The organism is Polyangium sorediatum (assembly GCF_029946465.1).
GTDB classification, from domain to species: Bacteria; Myxococcota_A; Polyangia; order Polyangiales; family Polyangiaceae; genus Polyangium; species Polyangium fumosum.
Genome location: NZ_JARZHI010000001.1, coordinates 32,380 through 56,859, shown reverse-complemented (window position 1 = coordinate 56,859; position 24,480 = coordinate 32,380). Strand labels below are relative to the sequence as shown.

21 protein-coding genes are annotated in these 24,480 nt (G+C 69.0%); 9 read left to right on the top strand and 12 right to left on the bottom strand.

Annotated elements, in window-relative coordinates:
* Positions 1-15: 15 nt before the first annotated feature.
* The 3 genes from recD2 (at position 16) to QHF89_RS00225 (ending at position 4,280) form a co-directional block, all read left to right on the top strand.
* Entirely contained in the window at positions 16-2,340 is a 2,325-nt protein-coding gene (gene recD2 / locus QHF89_RS00235) for an SF1B family DNA helicase RecD2 (RefSeq protein ID WP_136965094.1), read from the top strand.
* Positions 2,341-2,528: 188 nt separating this feature from the next.
* Positions 2,529-3,659 carry a tetratricopeptide repeat protein gene (locus QHF89_RS00230; RefSeq protein ID WP_136933511.1) on the top strand — a complete coding sequence of 377 codons (1,131 nt, stop codon included), beginning with the start codon at positions 2,529-2,531 and terminating at the stop codon, positions 3,657-3,659.
* 177 nt (positions 3,660-3,836) lie between these two features.
* Entirely contained in the window at positions 3,837-4,280 is a 444-nt protein-coding gene (locus QHF89_RS00225; protein ID WP_136933510.1) for a response regulator, read from the top strand.
* Here QHF89_RS00225 and QHF89_RS00220 read toward each other — a convergent pair.
* From QHF89_RS00220 to QHF89_RS00170, 11 genes are all read right to left on the bottom strand, one after another.
* On the bottom strand, positions 4,272-5,111 hold the full coding sequence (locus QHF89_RS00220) for an HAD-IIB family hydrolase (RefSeq protein WP_136965093.1): 840 nt from the start codon (positions 5,109-5,111) through the stop codon (positions 4,272-4,274). The genes QHF89_RS00225 and QHF89_RS00220 overlap by 9 nt on opposite strands.
* 122 nt (positions 5,112-5,233) lie before the next feature.
* Positions 5,234-5,488 carry a 50S ribosomal protein L27 gene (gene rpmA, locus QHF89_RS00215; protein ID WP_136933508.1) on the bottom strand — a complete coding sequence of 85 codons (255 nt, stop codon included), beginning with the start codon at positions 5,486-5,488 and terminating at the stop codon, positions 5,234-5,236.
* 11 nt (positions 5,489-5,499) lie between these two features.
* The gene (gene rplU, locus QHF89_RS00210) at positions 5,500-5,808 is read right to left on the bottom strand and encodes a 50S ribosomal protein L21 (RefSeq protein WP_136933507.1); all 309 of its coding nucleotides are present in this window, start codon (positions 5,806-5,808) and stop codon (positions 5,500-5,502) included.
* Between the two features lie 258 nt (positions 5,809-6,066).
* On the bottom strand, positions 6,067-6,363 hold the full coding sequence (gene hxsA4 / locus QHF89_RS00205; RefSeq protein ID WP_136933506.1) for a His-Xaa-Ser repeat protein HxsA4: 297 nt from the start codon (positions 6,361-6,363) through the stop codon (positions 6,067-6,069).
* Positions 6,364-6,414: 51 nt separating this feature from the next.
* Positions 6,415-7,929, bottom strand: a complete 1,515-nt coding sequence (gene hxsB, locus QHF89_RS00200; protein WP_136933505.1) for a His-Xaa-Ser system radical SAM maturase HxsB — start codon at positions 7,927-7,929, stop codon at positions 6,415-6,417.
* Complete coding sequence (locus QHF89_RS00195; protein ID WP_136965092.1) at positions 7,926-8,168, bottom strand: HxsD-like protein; 243 nt, start codon at positions 8,166-8,168, stop codon at positions 7,926-7,928. The genes hxsB and QHF89_RS00195 overlap by 4 nt, the downstream gene beginning before the upstream one ends.
* A complete protein-coding gene (hxsD, locus tag QHF89_RS00190) occupies positions 8,165-8,647 on the bottom strand; it encodes a His-Xaa-Ser system protein HxsD (RefSeq protein ID WP_170229606.1) in 483 nt (160 codons plus the stop codon). The genes QHF89_RS00195 and hxsD overlap by 4 nt, the downstream gene beginning before the upstream one ends.
* A gap of 57 nt (positions 8,648-8,704) precedes the next feature.
* Entirely contained in the window at positions 8,705-10,735 is a 2,031-nt protein-coding gene (locus tag QHF89_RS00185) for a MopE-related protein (RefSeq protein ID WP_136965091.1), read from the bottom strand.
* 6 nt (positions 10,736-10,741) lie between these two features.
* Entirely contained in the window at positions 10,742-11,593 is an 852-nt protein-coding gene (locus QHF89_RS00180; protein ID WP_136965090.1) for a radical SAM protein, read from the bottom strand.
* Positions 11,594-11,597: 4 nt separating this feature from the next.
* Positions 11,598-12,089 (bottom strand): hypothetical protein, encoded by a 492-nt coding sequence (locus QHF89_RS00175; protein WP_284719861.1) that lies wholly within the window; start codon positions 12,087-12,089, stop codon positions 11,598-11,600.
* A 188-nt stretch (positions 12,090-12,277) separates the two neighbouring features.
* Complete coding sequence (locus QHF89_RS00170) at positions 12,278-14,911, bottom strand: ATP-dependent Clp protease ATP-binding subunit (protein WP_136965088.1); 2,634 nt, start codon at positions 14,909-14,911, stop codon at positions 12,278-12,280.
* A 513-nt stretch (positions 14,912-15,424) separates the two neighbouring features.
* Between QHF89_RS00170 and grxC the strand changes: the two genes are divergently transcribed.
* The 6 genes from grxC (at position 15,425) to QHF89_RS00140 (ending at position 23,608) form a co-directional block, all read left to right on the top strand.
* Positions 15,425-15,727, top strand: a complete 303-nt coding sequence (grxC, locus tag QHF89_RS00165) for a glutaredoxin 3 (protein ID WP_232379901.1) — start codon at positions 15,425-15,427, stop codon at positions 15,725-15,727.
* A 184-nt stretch (positions 15,728-15,911) separates the two neighbouring features.
* On the top strand, positions 15,912-17,417 hold the full coding sequence (locus tag QHF89_RS00160; protein ID WP_136965087.1) for a protein kinase domain-containing protein: 1,506 nt from the start codon (positions 15,912-15,914) through the stop codon (positions 17,415-17,417).
* A complete protein-coding gene (locus tag QHF89_RS00155; RefSeq protein WP_136933493.1) occupies positions 17,414-18,778 on the top strand; it encodes a hypothetical protein in 1,365 nt (454 codons plus the stop codon). Before QHF89_RS00160 ends, QHF89_RS00155 begins: the two co-directional genes overlap by 4 nt.
* A 116-nt stretch (positions 18,779-18,894) precedes the next feature.
* Positions 18,895-20,862: an acetate--CoA ligase gene (gene acs, locus QHF89_RS00150; protein ID WP_136965086.1), complete on the top strand. Its 1,968-nt coding sequence runs from the start codon at positions 18,895-18,897 to the stop codon at positions 20,860-20,862.
* 168 nt (positions 20,863-21,030) lie between these two features.
* Positions 21,031-22,068: a hypothetical protein gene (locus QHF89_RS00145; RefSeq protein ID WP_136965085.1), complete on the top strand. Its 1,038-nt coding sequence runs from the start codon at positions 21,031-21,033 to the stop codon at positions 22,066-22,068.
* Positions 22,069-22,090: 22 nt separating this feature from the next.
* Complete coding sequence (locus QHF89_RS00140; RefSeq protein ID WP_136965084.1) at positions 22,091-23,608, top strand: serine/threonine-protein kinase; 1,518 nt, start codon at positions 22,091-22,093, stop codon at positions 23,606-23,608.
* 80 nt (positions 23,609-23,688) lie between these two features.
* Here the strand turns inward: QHF89_RS00140 and QHF89_RS00135 are convergent, their stop codons facing one another.
* A complete protein-coding gene (locus QHF89_RS00135) occupies positions 23,689-24,462 on the bottom strand; it encodes a Stp1/IreP family PP2C-type Ser/Thr phosphatase (RefSeq protein ID WP_136933489.1) in 774 nt (257 codons plus the stop codon).
* Positions 24,463-24,480: the final 18 nt, after the last annotated feature.

The following is a 24,480-nucleotide window of genomic DNA, read 5'->3' as shown; positions in this document are numbered from 1 at the left end:
CCTCGCCCCGCGCCCATGAACCGCCGCGGACGCACGCCTCTGCTTGCCGGGGGGACGGGTCGAAAAGGCCCGGCCGGGGCCGCGTCACGCCCGCGATCCGGGCCCCAGGGTCCCGCGCAACACACGCTTTTCACGGCGCAAAAGGCAGCGCCCGCGAAGGACGGCACCCTCACCCTCGAAGGCGAGGTCGTGCGTGTCACCTACGAGAACGACCAGACGGGCTTCCGGGTCGTGAAGGTCGCGATCGACGGCCACGAGGCCCCTCTGCCCTGGGTCGGCCGCTTCCAGCCCGTCGCCCCCGGCACGCGCGTCCGAGCGACCGGCCGCTACGAACGCGACGGCCGCCACGGCGACCAGCTCCGCGTCGAAACCCTGCTGGAGATCGCTCCCTCGACCTTGCAGGGCCTCGAAAAATACCTCGGCTCGGGCATGGTCGCCGGCGTCGGTCCCGTGTTCGCCAAGCGGATCGTCGAGACGCTCGGCGTAGACGCGCTGCGCGTGCTCGACGAGGAGCCCGAGCGCCTCGCTGAGGTGCCGGGGCTCGGATCACGACGCGCCGAGGCCGTGGCCAAGGCCTGGGCGTCGCAGCGCGTCATCCGCGACATCATGATCTTCCTCCAGCAGCACGGCGCCTCGGCCGCGCTGGCGACGCGCATCTACAAGCGCTTCGGCGCCTCCGCGATCGACATCGTGAAGCGCGCGCCCTACCGGCTCGCGCTCGAGGTCTGGGGCGTCGGTTTCAAGACCGCCGATCAGATCGCGCGCGCCGTCGGCGTTTCGCCGGACGCGCCCGAGCGCGCGCAGGCCGGCGTGCTGCAAATGCTGAGCGACCTCGCGGGCAAGGGGCACGTGTACGCCGAACGAAACGCGCTCGTCGCGGCCGCCGCGCTGATGCTCGAACGCGAAGAGGAAGGCGTGAATCGCGCCATCGACGCGCTCGCGTTGTCGGGCCGCGCGCGGGTCGAGACCCTCCCCTCGGGCGAGGTCGCCGTCTACGAATCAACGCTCTACGAAGCGGAGGCGCGCCTCGCCGAACGCCTGCTCGCGCTCCTCCGCGCGCCTGGCCGTCCCCTCGCGGGGCGCCGCGGCGAACCTCCGGAGGTCGTCGCCCAGGCCGCGATCGAGAGCTTCGAGGCCCGCACGCGTGTCGCCCTCGCGCCCGCGCAACGCGACGCGATCGAGCAAGCCGCGCGGAGCAAGCTCCTCGTCATCACGGGCGGACCCGGCGTCGGAAAAACCACGATCGTCCGTGCGATCCTCGCGCTCTTCGATCTCGCAGGCCACACCGTGCGCCTTGCCGCGCCCACGGGCCGCGCCGCCAAGCGCATGAGCGAGGCAACCGGGCGCGAGGCCGTCACGCTCCACCGCATGCTCGAGTTCGACCCGAAGGAGCGCGGGTTCCTCCGCAAGAAGGGCCGCGCGCTCGAGGCCGACGTGCTCATCGTGGACGAGGCCTCGATGATCGATCTGCCGCTCTGCGACGCGCTCACGCAGGCCACCTCCGATGAGGCGCGCCTCGTGCTCGTCGGCGACGTCGATCAGCTCCCGTCCGTCGGCCCGGGCGCGGTCCTGCGCGACGTCATCGCCTCGGGCGCCATCCCCACGGTGCGCCTCTCGCAGATCTTCCGCCAGGCCGAGGGCAGCCTCATCGTGCAGAACGCGCACCGCATCCACGACGGCGAAAAACCCGAGGGCGCGACCGACAAGCGCGGCGAATTCTTTGTCTTCCAGCGAAAGGATCCCGAGGAGGCCGCCGCCACGATCCACGAGCTCGTCACCGAGCGCATCCCGCGCGGCTTCGGCCTGCATCCGGTCCGCGACGTGCAGGTCCTTTCGCCGATGAACAAGGGCCCCGTCGGCACGATCGCGCTGAACGAGACGCTCCAGCGGTCGCTCAACCCCGACGGCCCCTCGGTCACGCGTGGCGGCAAGGTCTTCCGCCTCGGCGACAAGGTCATGCAGCTCAAGAACGACTACGACCGCGAGATCTACAACGGCGACGTCGGCCTCGTCCGCGCGATCGACGCCGAGGCCGGGACACTCACGGTCACGTTCGACGGCCGGGACGTCGCCTACGAAGAGAGCGACCTCGACGAGCTCGTGCTCGCGTACGCGACGAGCATCCACAAGAGCCAGGGCAGCGAGTATCCGGCCGTCGTGATCACGCTGCTCTCGCAGCATTTCGTGATGCTCTCGCGGAACCTGCTCTACACGGCCGTCACGCGCGGAAAGCGGCTCGTCGTGCTCGTCACGGACGGGCGAGCGCTCAACCTCGCGCTCTCGGAGACGCGGCGCGAGGAGCGTCAGACCGGCCTCGCGCATCGACTCCGCCGCGGCTGACTTGTTGGTATCGACGTGAGCGAAAAGCTTCGGATCCGCGGGGGCCGTTGCTCTGATGGGGGCATCCTGCTAGCCTGCCCGCCCCTCGTAACCAACGACATTTCTTTCCCGTTCGACGCGTACAAAAGCGCCGTCGAGCGGCGACCGCGGGCGCAAGGCGCGCCTCGCGTTTCCCGGGTGGAGCGACCATGGCGCAGAACGGACAGCAAGGTGGAGTGGCGGCGGGACTTCAGATCACGGGCGGCGCGGCCATCATGGCGCCCGTCAGCGCATTCCCCAACGGAGTGCCTGGCAACGCTCTCATCGTGATTCCCCTCTCGAAGGTCGACGACGACACCAAGGCCATGCTCGACAAGGGCCCGTCGCTCGTGACGCCCGAGCAGATGTGGAAGCTGCTCGGCTTCAACGGCCCCGCGGTGCAGGTGCAGGACGACCAGGGCCGCCCGATCGCGATCGGCCTCGAAGACCTGCTCGCTGGCCTGGAGAAGCACTGGCAGGAGCAGCCCGACGACCTCAACCGCGCGCGCATCTACGCCCAGGAGCTCCTCAAGTACAATCGCCTGCAGCGCGCCGAGCAGGTGCTCTCGAAGGTCGTTGCGAAGGGCGGCACGGGCGACGACTGGCTCGCGCTCGGCATCGCGCAGCTCCAGCAGGAGAAGCTCGACAAGGCCGAGGGCACGCTGAAGGGTGCGCAAAACCTCCTCAAGGACAACCCCTACCCCTCGCTGCACCTCGCCAAGGTCTTCCAGCTCAAGAAGGAAGCCGACAAGGAGCGCGAGTTCGTCGACAAGGCGATCGGCATCAGCATCGGCTGCATCGACGCGTGGGCCTACCTCTACCAGTACCTCAAGCAGCACGGCGACGAGGACACGGCCATCGCCGAGATCGAGAAGATGGCCACCGACAAGAAGAGCGCCGCGCCGTACATCGCGCTCCAGGGCTTCTTCGCGAACGACGATGCGACCCGTGATCGCGCCGTCACCTACGCCAAGAAGGGCGTGGAGATCGCGCCCGACGATCCGCTCGCGCTCCTCTGCCTCTCGGCGCTCTACGGCCAGAAGGGCGACCTCGAAGCCGTCATCCGGCTCCTGCAGCCGCACGAGGCGAAGATGAGCCGCGACGTTCGCATCGCGAACAACTACTTCGAGGCCCTCTTCCAGTCGCGCCAGATCGAAAAGGTCACGAAGCTGCTCAACGCCCTCGCGGGTTCGCCCAACAAGGAAGTCAAGCAGTTCGCCATCGAGCGCTCGCGCGTCGTCGCGCAGTTCCTCCAGCAGCAGCAGCAGCAGCTCGCCGCTGCTCAGCAGCAGCGCAAGTAAGAGCGCGGCACTCACCCGCACCCGGGGGCTCCGCATCACGCGTCGAGCCCCTGGGCAAACCCCCCCACACCCTCGCATCGACGGCCGCGGACGGAGCGTGATCCGTCCTCCCGGCATTTTCGTGCCGGCCGTCTTTCACATTTGGAAGCACGCAGAAACCCGGGTAATCTCCGGATCATGCGCACGTGGCGACCGCGTCCCCCCGTCGTGCTCGTGGTCGATGACGACCCCGACATCTTGAGGCTCCTGGGGATGTGCCTGGAAGCCGAGGGGTGTGAGGTGCGCGAGACGATGTCCCCCGGGGCGGCGCTCGAGCGGCTCGACCGCGTCGACGTCGTCGTGGTCGACCAGCGCATGCCCGAGATGAACGGCACCGACTTCATCGAGGCCGCACGCTCGCGCGGCTACGACTGCCGCTTCCTCGTGATCTCGGGCAAACGCGGCGCGCGCGCCGAGGCCGCGCAAGCCGGCGCCGAAGGGTTCCTCGCCAAGCCCATCGGCATGCGCGATCTCATCGGCGAGGTCGAACGGCTCTTCTACCTCGGCTTCGCGCCCCCTTCGCACGTGGGCACGCCGCGCGCGCCTACCTCCAGCGCGCCCTCGTCGAAGAGCTCATCCTAACGTCCCCCAGGCCCGCTCGATCGCCTCGGCGACGCCCGCGTCCTCCGCGCTCCACGCGGCGAGCTCTTCGGTCGCGTGTTCTTTCACGAACGACGGCGCGCTGCCCATCGCGAACGATCGCCCCGCGACCTGGAACATCGGCACGTCGTTGAGCCAATCGCCCACCACGACGACCTCGTTCACCGCGCAGCCGTGGTAGTCCGCGAGCCACGCGATCGCCGTGCCCTTCGTGGGCCCGGCCGCGCGCACCACCATCGCGTGTGTGTCGGCCGCGCGCGTCACCGCGAACCGCACGACGAACGCCGCTCCACCGAGCTCGCCTTCGAGCTCCTCCGCGGCCGCGTGCACGCTGTCCTTCGAGCCGATCGCCACGACCGCGAGCAGCCCTCGCTCGTGTTCCCAGTACGGGTGCGACGTGACGCGCTCGACGACCGTCACCCGCGGCGACCACGTGCGCACGTAGCTGCTCCACGGCGCGCCTGCAGCGTCGTGCACGATGCTGTCGTGCGCGAACACGAAGCTCGCGGTCCGATGCCGCTCGAGCACGCGTCGAAGCTGCGCGGCATGATCGCCCGTGAGCGAAGCGTGGTAGTGCTCGCGATCGTCACGCGCGTCGACGATGTGGCTCCCGTCCACGCAGGCGATCGGCCCCTGGATCCGCGCCGCCACGGCGGCCTCGCGCGAGCCCGAGTAGAGCCGGCCCGTGCAGATCGTCACGGCCACGCCGCCGCTCTGCAGGCGCTCGATCGCCCAGCGATCGCGCTCGTGGAGCGAACCGTCGTGCCGGAGCAGGGTGCCGTCGAGATCGAGGGCCAGGAGCTTGTACGTCATCGCCGCGGATCGTCCTCGACGCAGAGCGCGCGTGATGGGTTGGACCTCAAATGGACGACGGGCGATCGACGGGTTTCCCCCGCCGCATCGCCCGATTCGTCTCGATCACGAACGACGCAGAATCAGGCCGGATAGACCGAGACCTGCTTCTTCGTGTTCGACTTCCACTCGTACTTCACGACGCCCTCCACGAGGGCGAAGAGCGTGAAGTCCTTGCCCGTGCCGACGTTCTTGCCGGCGTGGATCGACGAACCCACCTGCCGCACGAGGATGCTACCCGCCGAGACCTCGGTCCCCGCGTACACCTTCACGCCGCGCTTTTGTGCGCTCGAATCGCGCCCGTTGCGGGACGAGCCGCCACCTTTTTTATGAGCCATGCCGGTTTCTCCTAGGCGCTGATGCCGGTGATCTTGAGCTCGGTGTACGGCTGCCGGTGCCCCGTCTTGCGGCGGTAGTTCTTCCGACGCCGGAACTTGAAGATCACGACCTTCTTGCCGCGATCCTGCGCATTGATCTGCGCCTCGACCTTTGCACCCGCAACGAGCGGCTGGCCGATCTTGGTGGCCTCGCCGCCGACGAGCAGGACTTCGTTGAACGTAACCTTGTCGCCAGCGTTGCCGCTCAGCTTCTCGACGCGCAGCACCTGGCCTTCGCTGACCCTGTACTGCTTGCCGCCCGTCTTGATGACCGCGTACATGTTCGTGCCCTCGACGCCCTCGACATTTGCTTCACCGACGTACTCCGCCGGGAAACAAGGGAGCGGAAGTATACGGACGCGCGTCCGTTCCGCAAGCTGATCAAATGCGCCTCCGTCCCTTTGGATCCAGAGCCTCCGCAAGAGGCCGATCCGAGCAGGCTGGAACCGCGTGAGATCGGGGGGTTAGAGCGGACGAACAGGGCCGTTTCGCCCGCCAGGCGAGGGGTAGCTAGGGCTGTGGGCGCGCCGGGAGACGGTCTACCAGCTGCCGTGGCTGCCGTGCGAGCCGTGGCTGCCGTGCGAGCCGTGGCTGCCGTGCGAGCCGTGGCTGCCGTGCGAGCCGTGGCTGCCGTGCGAGCCGTGGCTGCCGTGCGAGCCGTGGCTGCCGTGCGAGCAATGCTGCGCCGGGATCACGCCACCCGCGTCGTCGCCGATCACGCCGGCGCGATCCGCCTCTTCGCTCGCCTTCGCGCCGACCTCGCTCTCCGTCTTGGAGAGCATGCCACCCGGCTTGCGGGAGAAGCTCGGCAGCCCACCTGTTCCGTTGTTCGCCATCGTGGCCTCCCTGATCCCAAGTCCCGTTGCGCCCGCGTCGATCGTTTGCCCTCAAGATGCCGACGACGCGTGGATGAAATGCGTTCGCGCCCGGACCGTGGTCCAGCGCTGGAGGATCTCGACCGTCTTCGGGTCGTTCTCGCGCAGTTTGTCGAAAAGAAAATCTTGGATGCCCTTGTGGACGGCGCACAAGGTGCTCTCGCGCATCCTACCGAAGATCGTGCCCTGCGTCCGGTAGCTATGCTCGGGCTGCACCCCGCAGTAGGGCGTGTACGTGCAGTTCACGCAGTCGGGCTGCACGTCGCGGATCGACGCCATCACCAGCGCGCGCACCGTCTCGTGTTTCATGAGCGAGCGATACGTCGAGGTGAACACGTCGCCGATCTGGAACGCAGGATCGCCGGTCTCGTACATCATCCGGCCCTCGTCGCTGGAGAAGATCTTGCCGTCGTAGTTATAGGCGAGAGCGCCGATCCCCGAGCCGCTCGGCGAGCGGATGTCGAGGAAGTTCGGGTCGTCGTCGCCGAGGATCTTCGTGAGGAAGATCGAGCCGTAGCGCTCGAGGACCTGCTCGCCGCGCCGGTTCAGATCGAGGATGTGCTCGACCGCGGTGCGGTAGAAGTCGTTGTACGCGGCGCGGTCGTACTCGACGATCTGCGCGGTCCTGCCCGCGAAGCCGAAGGGATCGACGGGGCGGAGGAAGATCGCGCGGCAGCCGAGTCCGACGTACGTGTCGACGATCTCCTTCGGGTACTTGAGCGCTTCGCGTGTCGTCGTGAGCAGCGCTTCGACATGGTAGAGCGTCGGGTCGAGGCCGATGTCGATGTAGGCCTTGTTGATGCGCTCGATCCACTTCACGGCCTCGCGATGCGCGTTGCCGCCCGCGAGGATGCGCTGCTTCGTGTGCAGGTGCTCCGGGCCGTCGATGCTCGTGCAGATCTGAACCTTGCGATCGACGAGGAAGGCGAGCTTCTCCTCGTCCATCATGGCCAGGTTCGAGACCATCGTGAACTCGAGCCCCTTGCCGTAGGCGCGGTTCCGCGCGAGCGCGTACTCGATGACGTGCTTCATCACCGGGAAGTTCGCGAGCGGCTCACCGCCCTGGAACTCCAGCGTCACCGAGGGCGACGTCGACTGGAGCATCAGGTCCACGACCTTCTCGCCGATCTCCGGCGTCATGTCGGTGTGGACCGCGTCCATGTTCGCGCGGCTCGCGTGGCAGTAGACGCACGTCTCGTTGCAGCGGAGCGTGACGACCGCGATGTGCAGGTTCGGCCCCCAGTTGAGGAACCGCTTCTTGTACGCGATGCGCTCGGCCGCCTTCGCCTGATCGAGCCCCTCGCGGAGGAAGTTCCGCGACGCGAGTTTGTCGTGGAGCGGCGAAGCGGAATCGAGCTCGCCACGCGTGAGCGCGCGGAACTCGTCCTGCGTGACGAAGAGCCAGTCGCCGAGAAAATTGGTGAGCAAAATATCTCCGCCCACCTCGCGGAACCGGAACGGCACGAGGCCCGTCGGGGCCTTCGCCGCAGAGCCGAGCTCGGTGAAGAGCGTCGAGAGGCCCGTCACGCCGCACCCCCTGCCCGCGCGCGTTCGATCGTGAGGCCGAGCGCGTAGTTCGCGAGCTCCGCGGAGAGCACGCGCTCGTCGATGCCTTCGCTCGTGGCCTCGGGCTTCGCCGTCACCTTCACGATGTACGCGCCGCCGTCCCGCGAGAGATCCGCCGTCGCGTACGCCGCGTACGTCTTGACGGCCTCGTCGATCGCGAAGCCGTCGTAGAGCTCCTCATGAAACCTGAGCTCGATCACGACGCCTTCTCGCCCCCCGACGCGCCTTCCGACGCGTCTTCCGCCTCGGCCTTCGCGCCCTCGCCCTTGCCCTTCTTCTTGTACTTCTCCTCCCAGCTCATCGCGATGCCGAGCGGATCCTCGAAGGCCGTCTCCTCGCCGATGTCCATCGCGAGCAGCTCGTCGAGCCCGGGCGGGCCCGCAGCGCCGCCGAGCGCGCGCGCCGTGATCGACTCGACGAGCTTCTTGTTCTCCTCGACGATCCGAAGGCGCCACGCCTGGCCGAGCAGCTCGTTCTGGAACTCGCCCGCGTAGATCTGCGTGTCAGCGCCAGGCTTCTTCGCCTTGAGCGTCACCTGGATGCGACGATCTCCCGCACGATCGAGGTGCACCCAGCAGCGATCGATGAAGACGTACGCCGCTCCGTAAATCGCATCCTTGGGGTACAGGCCCTCGTCGAACTCGATCCGAACCGAGCCCTCTCCCAAGTGAAACGACATGTCGCTCATTCGCCCTTCGCTCCCCATGACGTACCGTAAGGTGCGTCCCGCCGCGCCTCACGGGTTCGTGGCGGTCACGGTATACTGATCGCAGGTCGGCGGCGTGCCGTTCTTGCGATACACGCGAACCTTGACAGACACGATCTTCGGGTTGTTGTCGGACCAAGGACCCGTGGGGTTGCCGTTCATGTTGTACCCAAAATTCAGCTCCCACACGGTGGCCCCCGACCCCGTGCCGCCGTCGTTGCAGGTCGCGACGGTGTTGCAGTCGTGGAGCACGTCCATCCCGTACTGGCCACCGGAGTCGTTCACGAGCTGAACCTTCGGCGTGTACGCCTGGCCCAGCGCCGCCGGCGCGACGAAGTTGAACGTGAGCCAGTCGCTGGCATTCGACGTCTCGACCTTGCCGATCATGTTCACCGTGCCGCCCTTCGGCACGCTGACCGCACCTGCGCTCACGCACTGGTTCGCGTACTGATCCGTCGCGCACTCGCAGCCGTTGCCCGGCGCGCCGTCGATGTTCGCGTAGCCGGCGTTGCACTGCACGATCTGGCACTGGCCCGCGGTGCACGACCAGCCCGAGACGAACTGCGCGTTCGGGTTCTGCGTGGTGCACGCCGGGTTCGGCTGCATCTCGTCCGTCTGCCCGTTGCAGTTGTTGTCCTTGGAGTCGCAAATTTCAGTCTGCGCCCCAGGCGTGACCTGCGGGTTGCACGACGCGCTGCCGCCCACGCAGACCGTGGTGCCCGTCGCGCAAACGCCGGGGAACGACGTGTTGCAGGGCAACCCATTCACGAGGGCCGGATCGTCGATCGTGCCGTTGCAGTCGTCATCCTTGCCGTTGCACGTCTCCTGGATCGTGCCCGGCAAGGGCGCGTTGCAGAGGAGCTGCGATGCACCCGCGGGGCACTCGAAGGTGCCGAACTGGCAGATGCCGAGCTGACCCGACTTCGTACACGCCATGCCGACCTGCGGGATGGCGTCGTCGACCATGCCGTCGCAGTCGTCGTCGAGGTTGTTGCACGCCTCGGAGAGCTGGCCGGGGACGACGTTCGGCATGCACGTCACGCCGTTCGCGCCGTCGCACTTGGTCAAACCCGTGCTGCACAGGCCCAGGAAGCCCGTCATGCACTGCATCCCGCCGCCGGGGTTGCCCTCGTCGGTGTTGCCGTCGCAGTTGTTGTCGAGGCCGTCGCAAGTCTCGGGCTGCACGGGCGCAGGCGAGCACTTCACCGCGCCGTTGACGCAGTTCAACGTGCCCTTCTTGCACTCGCCGAGGCCCGGCGCGACGCACGCGTCGCCGCCGCCCGGGTTGCCCTCGTCGATCGTGCCGTCGCAGCTATCGTCGAGGCCGTTGCAGAGCTCGGGAGCCGGCGTGGTGTCACCCAGGCACGGGCCCCACTGCCCGTTCGCATCACACGTCTGCGAGCCCGGCTTGCAAAGGCCGGTGTTCTGCGTGCCCGGCGGGCCCGTGTAGCAGCCCTTCGTCGCGCCCGTGACGCAGTCACACCCTTCGTCGACCTGGGTGTCGCAGTCGTCGTCGAAGCCGTTGCAAGCCTCGGCCGCGGCCGGGACGACCTCCCCCGCGCACGGCCCCCACTTGCCGGACGCGTCACACGTCCTCTCGCCTTCCTTGCACGCGCCGACGCCCTTCGTGCCGTCGGGGCCCGTGTAACAGGCCTCCTTCACGCCGGTCACGCAGTCGCAGCCCTCGTCGATGACGTTGTCGCAGTTGTTGTCGACGCCGTCGCAGACCTCGGTCTGCGGCACGCACATCTGGCCGCCCGCGCCGCCCGCGCCGCCCACGCCGCCCGCGCCACCGACACCACCGACGCCGCCCGTGCCGCCGACGCCGCCCGTGCCGCCAACGCCGCCCGTGCCTCCGTCGCCGCCCGTGCCGCCCTCGCCGCCCCTTCCACCAGAGCCGCTCGAGCTCGAGCTCGTAGGATTGCCGCCCGAGGTCACGCTCCCGCCCTCGGCGCACGACGATGCGGCGGCTCCGCCGATCACCGTCAGAAGCGCCGCAATGGCGACCCGTCGCACCTGCTTGCCCCGCTGCTCGTCACTGGCTTTGACGTTGCTCGCCATTGTCACTCACCGCTCCCAAGCAATGCTTCGGTTGACGCTCGGTGGTTTCGCTCGGACGAGCCGAGACGTGTCCACGAAGTTCTTGTCCGAGGCCACGACCTCGGCGCCGGGCGAAGTCCTCGACGAACCCAGCCCCTCCGCCGGCGGAATCTCCACCTCGCCGAGGCCCGCGAAGAGATCGCGCACCTCCGCATGGCTCGCCCTCTCGCCCGCGAGCCAGCCCATCCCGAGCCGCGACGCCTCCGCGAGCGCACGCGTGAGCTGCGGACGCACGAGCTCCTCCGGCGCGACGATCCGATCCGCCGCGCGCGCCGCGCGGCCGAAACGAGACACCCTCGCGAGGTGCACCGCGCGGGCCCCGAGCGCGCGCGAGAGCTGCACGATCTCCGCGAGGTGACGGTAGTTCGACCGCGTGATCACCGTCGTCGTCCCGACCTCGATCCCCTCGGCGCGCGCATGCCGCACGCCGAGCGCGGTCTGCTTGAAGCTGCCCGGCGTCTGCGTGTGGTAGTCGTGCATCGGCTCGGTCGAGCCGTGGAGCGAGACGTCGAGCGAGAGCTTGCTCGAAGCCTCGCGCAGGGCGCGCGCGAAGGCGCGATACGCGAGGCGACGGCCGTTCGTCTGCACCACGATGCGGCGCGCGCCGCGCTCGTCGAGGGCGCGAATCACCGCGGGCAAATCGTCCGTGAGCGTCGGCTCGCCGCCCTGCACGAACACGACGTCGCCCGGCTCGACGCGCAGGCGCGCTGCGAGATCCATCCCCTCGGCCTCGCGTTCGTGCGAGGCAGACCGCTCCCCTTGCGCGCAAAAGACGCACGCATTGTTGCAGGTCGAGCCGAGGGAGAGGACCGCCGCCATACGTTCAGCCCGGTCCCTCCGCCGGAACCAGGAGCGCGTCGCCGTGGTTCTCGATGCGCTCGGCGTGCGTGAGCAGCCCGGACAAGCGCACCTCACGCTCGTTCTTCGCGACGATCTGCGCGAGCGTCATGGCCGCGAGCCCCAGCTCTTCCTGCGTGGTCGCCCAGCCGTTGCCGCCGTTCACCACGAAGATCGCGTGCCGCTCCGTCTCCGCGGGCGGCCGCTGCGCGAGCGCAGTGCGGTCGCGCGCGAGCAGTTCGAGGTCAAACGTGTGCCCATCGTCCGTCCGAACCTTGATGCTCACACACCCGTTCACGACCGGATCGATCTGGACGATCGTCCATCGCGCGAGGCGAGATCCCGCGGCGAGCGGATGCAGCAGCTTGGCGACGTTCTCGCGCGTCGGCGCGTCGAGCGGCTTCTCGCTGTGCGCCGCATTCTTTGCAGCGGACGTGGTCTCCGGGCGCGCGGAGGCGATCACCGGTGCGGCAAGCACCCCGCCCCCCATCACTCCCACGAACAACCGCCGCGATACGTTCCTGCCAGGCATGCCGGAGCCTCCTACACTCGCAGGATCTCCGCTCGTCACGGCGGCGTCAATGTTTGCGCGGAGTCCCGATCCGCCGTCTCTCGAACGAGCGAGACGGGTCCCCGCAACGCAACGCGTCAGTCGACGCGTCGCGCTCAGGCCTTGGTGAAGGAGAACGAACCGTCGGAGCCGCGGACGTGCACGACCTGTCCGGGGCCGTAGCCACCCGCGAGGATCGCCTCGGCGAGCGGGTTTTGCAGCTCTTTCAGGATGGCGCGCTTGAGCGGGCGCGCGCCGAGCGAGGGCTCGTAGCCGATGTCGACGAGCAGGTCCTTCGCCGCGTCGTCGAGCTGCACCTTGATCTCTCGATCCGCCAGAAGCCGCTCGAGCCGCCGGAGCTGGATGTCGACGACGCCGCGCAGATCCTGCTTCGTCAGGGCCTTGAACACGACGATGTCGTCGATTCGATTCAAGAACTCCGGCCGGAAGAAGTTCTTCAGCTCCTCGAAGAGCACGTCGCGAATCGCGTCACGCCCGTCCTCGGTGCCGAAGAGCTTCGCGTCGGTCTCCAGGATCCGCTTCGAACCGATGTTCGAGGTCATGATCACGACCGTGTTCGAAAAATCCGCCGTCCTGCCACGACCGTCGGTCAGGCGGCCGTCGTCGAGGATCTGGAGGAGCAGGTTGAACACGTCCGCGTGCGCCTTCTCGACCTCGTCGAAGAGCAGGACGCTGTAGGGCCTGCGCCGCGCCGCCTCGGTCAAGAAGCCACCTTGCTCGCTGTCGGCATACCCGGGCGGCGCGCCGATGAGCCGCTGCGCCATGTGCCGCTCCATGAACTCGCTCATGTCGAGCCGCGTGAGCGCCTGCTCGTCGTCGAACAAGAACTCGGCGAGGGCCTTGGCGAGCTCGGTCTTGCCGACGCCGCTCGGCCCGAGGAAGAGGAACGAGCCGATGGGCTTACCCGGATCGCGCAGGCCCACGCGGCCGCGGCGCACGGCGCGGGCGATCGCGCGCACGGCCTCGTCCTGACCGACCACGCGGCGCGCGAGCCGCTCTTCCATCTTGAGCAGCTTCTCCGACTCGCCCTCGAGCATCTTCGCGACCGGGATGCCCGTCCACTCGGCGAGCGTGCCGGCCACGTCGTTCTCCGTGACCATGTTCGCGCCGCTCTCGGCGCCCTCGCGCTTCGCGGCCCCCTCGGCCGTCTCCAGACGTCGACGGATCTCGGGCAAGGTCACGTGCTCGATCTCGCCGATCCGCGCGTAGTTCTTCTCGCGTTGCGCCGTCGCGAGGGCCTCGTTCGCCGCCACGAGCTCCTTGCGGATCGACTGCACGGCCGCGACGACGCCGCGCCGCGCCGCGATGTTCGTGCGCATCTCCTTCGCGCGCGGCTCGACCTCGCCGAGCTCCTTCTCCAGCCGCTGCCGCGTCTGCACGCTCAGCCGATCTTCGTCGTCCGCGAGCGCCGCGATCTGCGCCTTGAGCGCGTCGACGCGGCGGCTCAGCGCGTCGACCTCCGCGGGCACGCCGTCGACCTCGACGCGTTTGCGCGCGCTGGTCTCGTCGAGGAGATCCACCGCCGTGTCCGGCAGCGCGCGATCGGAGAGGTAACGCTTGGCGAGGCTCACGGCCGAGAGGATCGCGCTCTCGCCGATGCGCACGCGGTGGTGCGCCTCGTACTTCGTGGCGACGCCGCGCAGGATCTCGGTCGCCTGCTCGATCGAGGGCGGCTCCATGTTCACCACCGCGAAGCGCCGCAGGATCGAAGCATCCCGCTCGTTCAGCTTGCGGATGCCCTCGGTCGTGGTGGTCGCGAGGATCCGGATCTCGCTCCGCGCGAGCAGCGGCTTCAGGAGATCGCCGACACCTGAGCCCTGCACGCCCTGGCCGAAGAGCGCGTCGATGTCCTCGACGACGAGGATGGTCTCGGCGTCCTGCACGCTGCGGAGCTTGTCGATGAGGGCCTTGAGGCGCTGCTCGATCTCGCCGCGCAGCTTCGCGCCCGCGACGAGCGCGCCCGTGTCGAGCTCGTAGAGGCGCGCGCCCGCGAGATTGCTCGGCACGTCGCCGCGCGCGATGCGATCGGCGAGCCCGCGGATCAACGCCGACTTGCCGACGCCGGGCTCCCCCACGACGAGCGGATGGTTCTTGAAGCGGCGCTCGAGGATCTGCAGCAGCCGCCGCGCCTCCCCGTCACGGCCGATCACCGGATCGAAGAGGCCTTTGCGCGCGTCGGCCACGAGGTCCCGCGTGTAGCCATTCGCGTCGGTGCTCCCCGCTGCGCTCGTGACGACCGCCGCGCTCGAATCCCGCGGGGCCGGCGACTTCGCTTCGCCCTCCGCGAGCGCGCCGAGGTGCGGCCGGAACGCGCCCGGGCTGATGCCGAACGACGAGAGGATCTCCCCCGCCGGCCCGCGGATCTCCTGCGCCAGCGCGTGCAGGAGGTGCTCGATGCCGACGTTCGGCGACTTGTCCCGCGTCGCCTCGCGCTCGGCCCGCCCGAGCAGATCGAGCAGCCGGGCGTCCACGTACGAGACGCCGCCCGTCGATTTCGGCTGACGCCGGAGGGCCGCCTCCGCGAGGTTCATCGTCTCGTTCGGGTCGGCGCCGGCGCGCCGGAAGACCTCGAGGACGCCGCGATCCCGTTCGAGCAAACGCACGAGCAGGTGCAGCGGCGAGACCTCGGCGTGCTTCCGGTCATCGGCGAGCGCCTGCGCGCCCGCGACGATCTGCCTCGCGTCGTTCGTGAAGCGTTCGAGGTGGATTGTGCCCTCGGTGTCGGCCATGGGTCCTTTTTCTCACCAGGTGAACCGCGCGCGCAAGGGACGGCGCGTCGTGCTTCTCGGTTACGTCGCCGTCGCTCGGTCCTGACATCCCCGAGCCCCTCGGATGCGCTCGGCGCATCGCCAAGCAACCCTCGGGAGCCCTCGCTCCTCCTTGGCGCTGCGCCAAGCGCACCTGGGCGTCCTCGGACGCATCTTTGGCGCTGCGCCAAGCGCACCCCGGAGTTCTCTGACGCCTCCTTGGCGCTGCGCCAAGCACCGTTCGACCTGTTCCGACCTCTCCTTGGCGCTTCGCCCTCCCGGCGACCGGCCCTCCCGACCTCTCCTTGGCGCTTCGCCAAGCACGACCCTCGCGCGAAGGGACGGTCCGTGGCGATTCGCCGAGCACCCGCTTGGCTCTGCTCCCCCGTGCTTGGCGCTTCGCCTTTCGCCACCTGACCTCGTCCGACCCTCGCTTGGCGCTCCGCCGAGCCCGCGCACATCCCCGCCCTTGCGCCTTTCGCTCCGAGGACCGAAATGTCCAGCATCATGCCAGCCGACGTCGCCGTCTACACGACCCCTTGGTGCCCCTACTGCCAGCGCGCGAAAGCCTTGCTTTCCCGGAAGAACGTACGCTTCGAGGAAATCGACGTCGACACACGACCCGACCTGCGCCGCTGGCTCTCGGAGGCCACGGGCCAGCGCACGGTGCCGCAGGTGTTCATCAACAGCCGCCCCGTGGGCGGATTTACGGACGTGGCCGCGCTCGATCAAAACGGAAAGCTCGACGCGTTGCTCGGCGAGACCCCCCCGCCGGACCTGTCGCCGCTGCCTCGTTGAAGAAGCGCCGGTCGACGATGGGGGCAGAGCTCGGACGAGCCGAGCTCTGCCCCCATACCCCCGCGTTCGTCGAGATCGTGCACGCCCCGGGGGAGCGGTGATAAGCTCGGCCCGATCGGCCGAAGGTTTTCTCTCGTTCACTCGTCCATGGGGGGACGAGGTCGACCCGGCCTCGATGACCCGCATGCCCGCTGCCGACGCTCCGCTGCCCGACGCCCCGACGAGCGACGGCTCGCTCGTCGGTCGTGACGTGGGCAAGTACAAGATCGTCCGCCTCGTCGCGCGGGGCGGCATGGGCGCGGTGTACGAAGCGCTGAACACGAGCATCGGCAAGCGCGTCGCGATGAAGTTCGTCGACCCCGAGCTCGCCCGCAACGCCGACGCCGTGGCGCGTTTCCAGCGCGAGGCCGCGGCCGCGAGCGCAGTCGAGAGCGCGCACATCGTCACGATCTTCGACTCGGGCGTCACCGACGACGGTCAACCCTTCATCGTGATGGAGCTGCTCCGCGGCGAGGACCTCGGCCACCGGATCAAGCGCCTCGGACGGCTCGACCTCGAAGCCGCGCTCGGCGTGATCGCGCAGCTCCTCCGCGGCCTCTGCCGCGCCCACGAGGCGGGCATCGTCCATCGCGATCTCAAGCCCGACAACGTCTTCTTGGCCGAGCGTGACGACGAGACCGACTTCGTCAAGATCCTCGACTTCGGCATCTCCAAGGTGCGACGCACGGGCGGCGTGCCCGAAAAAACGATCACGCGGCAAGGCACCGTGCTCGGCACGCCGTTCTACATGTCGCCCGAGCAATCGCAGGCGTTGCCCGACGTCGACGAGCGCACGGACCTCTGGTCCACGGGCGCGATCCTCTACGAGTGCCTCACGGGGAGGCCGCCGCACGAGGGGCAGTCGTACGAGCAGGTCATCGTGAACATCTGCACGAAGGCCGCGCCCGACGTGCGCACGTGGAACCCCGAGGTGCCCGAGAGCGTGGCGCGTTTCCTCGTGAAGGCGCTCAAGCGCAACCGCGACAAACGCTTCGCGAACGCCCGCGAGATGCTCGAAGCGATCGGCGCGGCGTCCGGCGGCGTGCTCCCGGCGCGCGCGCTTCGCGTCGGCGGCGACACGAGCTCACGTTCGTCGCCGGACCTCGCGCGGAACACGCCGCGCGTCGCGCAGACGAACGAGGCCTCGACGCGGCCCGCGGAGGAGGTCGGCACGAGCGGACCGTCCCGCGTGGGCTGGTCGACGAGCAGCGGCGCGAGCGGCGGGAAGGAGCGATCCCGCGCGCTCTGGATCGGCTTGGGCGCAGGCGCCGCGGCGCTTTTGATCGGCGCGGGGATCGTCTACAGCCGCAGCACGCCGGTGCCGCCCGCGCCCGCGTCGACCGTTCCCACGAACGCGACGATCGAGACGCGCGTCGAAACGGCGCCCGCGCCCACGCAGGAGACGCCTCCCGAGCCCGCGCAGACGAGCGAGACGAACCCCGCAGGTGCGCCGACGCCAGAGCCCCTCGCGACGAACACACCCGCGGGCGCGTCCGCGCAGACGCCTCGAACGACGCCGACCTCGACGAAAAAGACCACGAAGACCGCGAACGCCAAGCAGCCGGCGACCACGCCTCCGCTGACGAGCGCGAAGACGGCGACGACGAAGGTCCAGGGCGTCGCCCCGCAGCTCAAGCTGAAGGTGGAATGAGCTCGCTCCTCGGTCGATCCAGGTCCCACGCGGCCCTCGCCATCACGATCGCGCTCGCCACGATCGCGCCCGATGCCGTCGCGGCCGGCGAGCCCAAGGCCGAAAACGCGCCGCTCTCCGACGCGTACAAGCAGCACATGGCGAACGGCGTGAAGCTCTACGGCGACGGCAACTTCGCCGCCGCCGTCGTGGAGTTCGAGGCCGCTTACGCCGAACGCCCGCGCGCGAGCCCGCTCGTCAACATCGCGCTCGCGCACAAGAGCCTCTTCGCATACCCGAAGGCCATCGCCGCCCTCGAGCTCGCGCTCCGCAAGCACGCGGACACGATGGAGCCCGAGGACAAAGCCGCCGCCGAGAGCGCGATCGCCGAGATGCGCGCGCTCATCGGGTACGTGAAGGTCGAGCTCTCGCCGTCCCACGCCGTGCTCCTCGTCGACGACGAGCCGCAGCCCCCCGGCACAGCGGACAAACCCCTGCCGCTCGGCCCGGGTCGGCACCGCATCGGCGCGCGCGCCGAGGGGTACGAGGACGCCGAGGAGACGATCACGATCACGAGCAAGGACCAGGACAAGGTCGTCAAGCTCGCGCTCGTGCCGAACAAGGGGTGGGTCGTCGTGAAGACGGACGACCCCGAGATGGCCATCGCGATCGATCAAGTGCCGCTCGCGCTCGGGCAGTGGGCCGGCCTCGTCGAGCCGGGGACGCACCTCGTGCAGATGTATCGGCAGGGCGGCCCCGAGTACGCGTTCCAGGTGCTCGTCGTGGCCGGCAAAGCGCAGGAGGTTCGTCCCGACGTCGGCGGCGTGCCCATCGCCGTGCCGCGCTCGCTCCCGACCCCGCCTCCGCCGCCGCCCAAGATCGCGAAGCCGCCGGAGCCGCCCCTCCGCGGGGCGTACGCGAACGCGACGGGCGGCGTCTTCCTGATGCTCGGCGAGGAGGGCGCGGGCGGCATGGTCGGCGCGCGGCTCGGCTACCGGATCTCCACGCCGATCGGCCTCGAGTTCATCTTCGACTACGCGAACAACCCCATCGCCACGAAGAGCGGCGACAGCACGGTCCGCCTGAACTCGGCGCGCTTCGGCGGCGGCGTGCGGCTCATGAGCCCCGGGCGCAAGGCGCGGTTCGTCGCCACGATCGGCGGCGGCCTCGCGTACAACTGGCTCGGTAGCGGCGAGAGCCCCGGCGGCGTCGCCTTCATCAACCTCGACACGGGCTTCGAGCTCGACTGGAGCGGCGTCCTGGTCGGCCTCGCCGCACAGCAGACGCTCCTGCTCGGCGGGACCGACACGGCCGAGGTCGAGCTCGCCGACCCGCGCGTGACCCTGGGCCTCGGCGCGCGCGTGGGCCTCGGCGGTTGGTGACGCCGTGCGTCGCGGCTGCGTCGCGAGCGATCGAACCCGGGCAAAGCTAGGACGCGATCCTTGTCTTGGTTCGTGCGTGCGCGGCGGTATCCTCCGCGTCCGCCTTGGGAGGGCCCATGTCGAACGAAGCCATCACCAGCTTGCTCAAGGAGACGCGCCGGTTCGATCCGCCGGCCGAGTTTGCCGCGCGCGCGCGCATCACCTCGCGTGAGGCCTACGACGCGCTCTACCGCGAGAGCCTCGACGATCCGGACACGTTCTGGCGTCGCGAGGCAAAGGATCTCGTCTTCCGCACGCCGTGGACGCAGACGGTCGAATGGAACCTCCCGCACGCGAAGTGGTTCCAGGGCGCGACGCTCAACGTCTCGGAGAGCTGTCTCGATCGGCACATGTCGACGCCGACGCGGAACAAGGCAGCGATCATCTGGGAAGGCGAGTACGGCGAGACGCGCACGCTCACGTACGCGCAGCTCTACCGCGAGACCGTGCTCTTCGCCGACGCGCTCGCGAAGCTCGGCGTGGAGAAGGGCGACCGCGTGGCGATCTACATGGGCATGGTGCCCGAGGTCGCGGTGGCGATGCTCGCGTGTGCGCGGCTCGGCGCGGTGCACACCGTGATCTTCGGCGGCTTCGCGGCGGACGCGATCCGCGACCGCGTGCACGACTGCCAGGCGAAGGTCGTCATCACGCAGGACGGCGGCTACCGGCGCGGCAACGTGCTCGAGCTGAAGTCGACCGTCGACAAGGCGCTCGCGCAGCCGCAATCGGCGAGCGTGCAGAAGACCGTCGTCCTGCGTCACCTCGGCGCCGAGAAGTGTCCCGTGACGATGGTCGAGGGGCGCGACGTGTGGTGGCACGACATCGTCGATCCGAACGGACACGCGCGCCGCGAGGCGACGATCGTCGACGCCGAGCACCCGCTCTTCATCCTCTACACCTCGGGATCGACGGGCAAACCGAAGGGCGTGCTGCACACGACCGCGGGGTATCTCGTCGGCACGCACGTCACCACGAAGTACGTCTTCGACCTGCGCGACGACGACGTCTACTGGTGCACGGCCGACGTCGGCTGGGTGACCGGGCACAGCTACATCGTCTACGGGCCACTCTCGAACGGCGCGACGTGTCTGCTCTACGAAGGCGCGCCGAACTTCCCCGACTGGGGCCGCTTCTGGCGCCTCATCGAGCGGCACGGCGTGACCATCCTCTACACCGCGCCGACCGCGATCCGCGCCTTCATGCGCCAGGGCGACGACTGGCCGAAGAAGAGCGATCTATCGAGCCTGCGCCTGCTCGGCTCCGTCGGCGAGCCGATCAACCCCGAGGCGTGGATCTGGTACCACAAGAACATCGGCGGCGAGCGTTGCCCCATCGTCGACACGTGGTGGCAAACCGAGACGGGCTCGATCCTCATGACGACCCTGCCCGGCGCGGCCTCGGCGAAGCCCGGATCGACGGGTCTCCCGATGTTCGGCGTGGTGCCGGACGTCGTGACCAAGGAAGGCACGAGCGTCGGCGCGAACGCGGGCGGCATGCTCGTCCTCAAGCGCCCGTGGCCCTCGATGCTGCGCACCGTGTGGGGCGACGACGAGCGCTTCCGCAAGCAGTACTTCAGCGACATCGAGGGCTGCTACTTCACGGGCGACGGCGCGCGACGTGACGAGGACGGCTACTACTGGGTCGTCGGCCGCATCGACGATGTCCTGAACGTCGCCGGACATCGCATCGGCACGGCGGAGATCGAGAGCACGCTCGTCTCGCATCCGGCCGTGGCCGAGGCGGCCGCGGTCGGCCGGCCGGACGACCTCAAGGGCCAGGCGCTCGTGGTCTTCGTCTCGCTTCGCCCCGGCTTTTCCGCGAGTCCGGAGCTCGCGACCAAGCTCGCGAATCATGTCGGCCACGAGATCGGCAAGTTCGCCCGGCCGGATCAGGTCCGCTTCGCCGACGCGCTGCCGAAGACGAGGAGCGGCAAGATCATGCGGCGCCTCCTGAAGGACGTGGCCAGCGGGCGCGAGACCACCGGCGACACCTCGACCCTCGAAGACCTCAGCGTTCTCGCCAAGCTCCGCTCCAACGAGGAGTAAGACGCCCCCCTGCCCGCCGCGTCGTTCGACGCGCGGGCCTGCGCTCCGCGAGCGGAGCCACGCCCCGAATCCCTGCGGTTCTCTTTCCGATCCTGCGCGACCCGCGGTACCCTTTGGGGCATGCGGTCCGCGCTGACGCGTACGTTCTCCGCGATCACGGCTCTCGCCATGCTTGCCACTGCATGCCCGGCCCTCGCGCAGGGCAAAGGCGGCAAAAAGCCTTCGGCCGAGCCTGCGGCGCCCGAGGATCCGAACCTCGTCGAAGCGAAGAAGCACATGGAGGCGGGCGCCGCCTTCTACAACGATCCCTCCGGGCACAAGTGCGAGGAGGCGTATCGCGAGTTCAAGAAGGCCTTCGACCTGTCGGGCTCGATGAACGCGGTCAAGGGCATGGGCCTCTGCGCGATGGAGCTCGAGCGCGACGGCGAGGCGATCTCCCTGCTCGAAAAATTCCTCGAAGCGAAGGGCGATCAGCTCGACCCCGCGGACAAACAGCAGATGGAGACCGACCTCAAGGCGCTGCGCTCGGTCGTCGCGTGGGTGACGCTGAAGTCGGACAGGCCGGGCGTGACCATCACGGACGTGCGCACGCCGGCGCGCGGCTTTCCGATCACGAACCGCTACACGATCGGGCTCACGGGCACGCGCATCGGCATCCACCCCGGCACGCACGAGTTCAAGGCGAGCGTCGAAGGCGCGCCGGATCAGGTCTGGAAGGTCGAGATCACGAACGGCGGCAAATACGATCGCGAGTTCGAGTTCGACAAGGGCAAGCCCGTGACGGCCGAGGGTTTTACCGAGAAGGACTTCCTCGGGAACGAGGACAAACCCGCCGAGCAGCCCTCGCGTCCGGTGCCCATCACGGTGTTCGTCGTCGGCGGCGCGGCGATCGCCGCGGGCGTGGCCGGCGCGATCGTCGGCGGCGCGCTCGCGACGGGCGCGAGGGCCGACTTCGACGCGTCGAACGGGAAAGCGAACAGCAAAGAGGAGCTGCAGGTCCTCGAAGACATGCGCTCGAAGGTCGTGACGCTCAACGCGGTCGCGGACGTGTGCTTCGGCCTGGCCGCGGCGGGCGCCGTGGCGGCGACGGTCCTCTTCGTCCTGCGGCCCGAGAAGAAGCCGGCCGAGCCGCCGAAGGAGTCGTTCGCCTTCGCTCCATGGGCGACACCGCAAGGCGGCGGCATGATGGCCGTCGGAACGTTCTAGTCCGAAGGGACGAGGCGCGCGTTTGGAGATCGAAACCGGCACCCTCATCGCGAGTCGCTACCGCGTGATCCGCCCGCTCGGGCGCGGCGGCATGGGCGAGGTGTTCGCCGCGGAGAACACGCGCACCGGGCGCCAGGTGGCGATCAAGGTGCTGCACGCCGACGCGAAGGCGAAGCACTCGGCCGTCGAGCGCTTCCGGCGCGAGGCGCGCGCGGCGGGCTCGATCAACAGCGACTACGTCACGCAGGTCCTCGACGTCGAGGAGGACGCGAACTTCGGCATCGTGCTCGTCTTCGAGCTGCTCGAAGGCGAGAGCCTCATCGACCGGCTGAAGCGCACCGGGCCGATTCACTTCGACGAGCTCTACACCATCATCGAGCAGGTCTGGATGGGCCTCGCGGACGCGCACCGCGTGAAGATCATCCACCGCGACCTCAAGCCCTCGAACGTCTACCTGGAGCGCCGCCCCGATGGTTCGACGCGGGTGAAGATCCTCGACTTCGGCATCTCGAAGCTGCCGAAGGAGATGGAGGGCGAGACGCTGACGGAGATGGGGCAGAGCCTCGGGACGTTCTCGTTCATGCCGCCCGAGCAGATCGGCAAGGCGAAGATGGTCGACGAGCGCGCGGACATCTACGCGTGCACGACGATGATCTACCAGTCGCTGACGGGGCAGCTCCCCTACCTCGCGAAGAACGTGCTCGTGATGGTGGAGATGAAGGCCAAGGCGCCGCCGCGGCGAATCGGCGACGCGATGGACGGCCCCATCGATCCGCGGCTCGAGGCGTTCGTCGCGCGCGGGCTCGCGCGAGACCCGGACCAGAGGTTCCAGACCGCGACGGAGGCGCTCGCCGCGTGGCGCGAGCTGAGCCCGCGTTCGTCGGGTTCGTACATGCAGCCCGCCGCGCTCGGGACCGCGCACACGATGCCCGCGCCCTCCCACACGCCGTCGTCGCTGAGCGGCGGGCCCCGCGGGACGATGCCGTACGACGTGACGCGCCACGAGCCGCACATCCGTCGCCCCGAGCCTCCGCCCATCGAGGCAGAGAACACGACCGACGACGCGGCCGCGACGCTCGCGATGCCCATCGCGCGGCTCATGCCGAACCCGAACGGAGGGGGCCCGCAGTGGCCGCCGCTGCCGCAGCCGGCGGGTTCGAGCGCGGCGCGGCCGAGCCCGTCGCAGTATGGTTCGAGCTCCAACAGTTACATGGGCGCGGCGAACTCGGGGACGTACGGCGCGGTGCAGCCGCCCGTGTCCGCGTCGCCGAGTGTGCCGCCGGGCTACGGCTCGCCCGTGCAGACGCCGATGCCGAACCCGTCGTACCCAGAGGCCTCGCAGTCCTACGCGCAGCGGTCGATGAGCGCGCCGGTGCAGCAGGCTCCGTGGCAGCAGCAGACCGGGCTGCAGCCGGTCGCGACCGACCTTGCTTCGCAGCCCGCGCCGCGCCGCGTCTGGCCCTTCCTGCTCGGCGGCGTGCTGTTCGCGCTGATCGGCTTCGGCATCGTCGCGGCGATCATGCTCTCAACGGGCAAGTGATCCTCGCGCGCGCCGCGCGCACAAACGCCCTCACGCGCCGTGGGTGCGGCGCGTGAGACGTCGTTTGCGTGGGACGTGGGTCAGAGCGTCCAGCGGACGAGGACGCACGTGACGTTGTCCGGTCCGCCGTTCTCGTTGGCGCGCTCGATGAGCTTCGCCGTCGCGGTCTTGATGTCGCCGTGGCGCGAGAGGATGTCGGCGATCTCGGGGTCACTCACGGGGCCGGAGAGGCCGTCGGAGCAGAGCAGGTACGTGTCGTTGACGGCAGGCACCTCGAAGCGCGTGTCGACCTTGACGGTCTCCTTCATCCCGAGCGCGCGAACGATGACGTTCTTGTGCGGGAAGTTCGCGATCTCCTCGGGCGTGAGGCGCTTCATCTTGATGTAGTCGTTGAGCAGCGAGTGGTCCTCGGTGAGGCACTCGAGCTTGCCGTCGCGATGCCGGTAGACGCGGCTGTCACCGACGTGCGCGATGTACACGCCGTCGTTGGCCGTGAAGATGCCGACGAACGTCGTCCCCATGCCGCGCTTCTTCGACTCGCGTTGCGCGGTCTCGTAGATGCGCAGGTTCGCGAGCTTGATGCCCGTGATGAGGCGGTTCTCCTCGTAGCCCTTCGTGCGGTCCATCTTGTAGGGCCACGTGCGCTCGGGATCCTCTTGCGTCTGCGCGAAGAACTCTTGCATCGCATCGACGGCCATCTTCGAGGCGACCTCGCCCGATGCATGACCACCCATGCCGTCGGCCACGATGAAGAGGCCGTACTCCGCCATGATCGCGAAGTTGTCTTCGTTGTGATTACGCTTGCGGCCGACGTTCGTCTCGCCGGCTACCTCGATGCGGAGCTGTTGAGCCACGGTTCACCGAATGTGGGG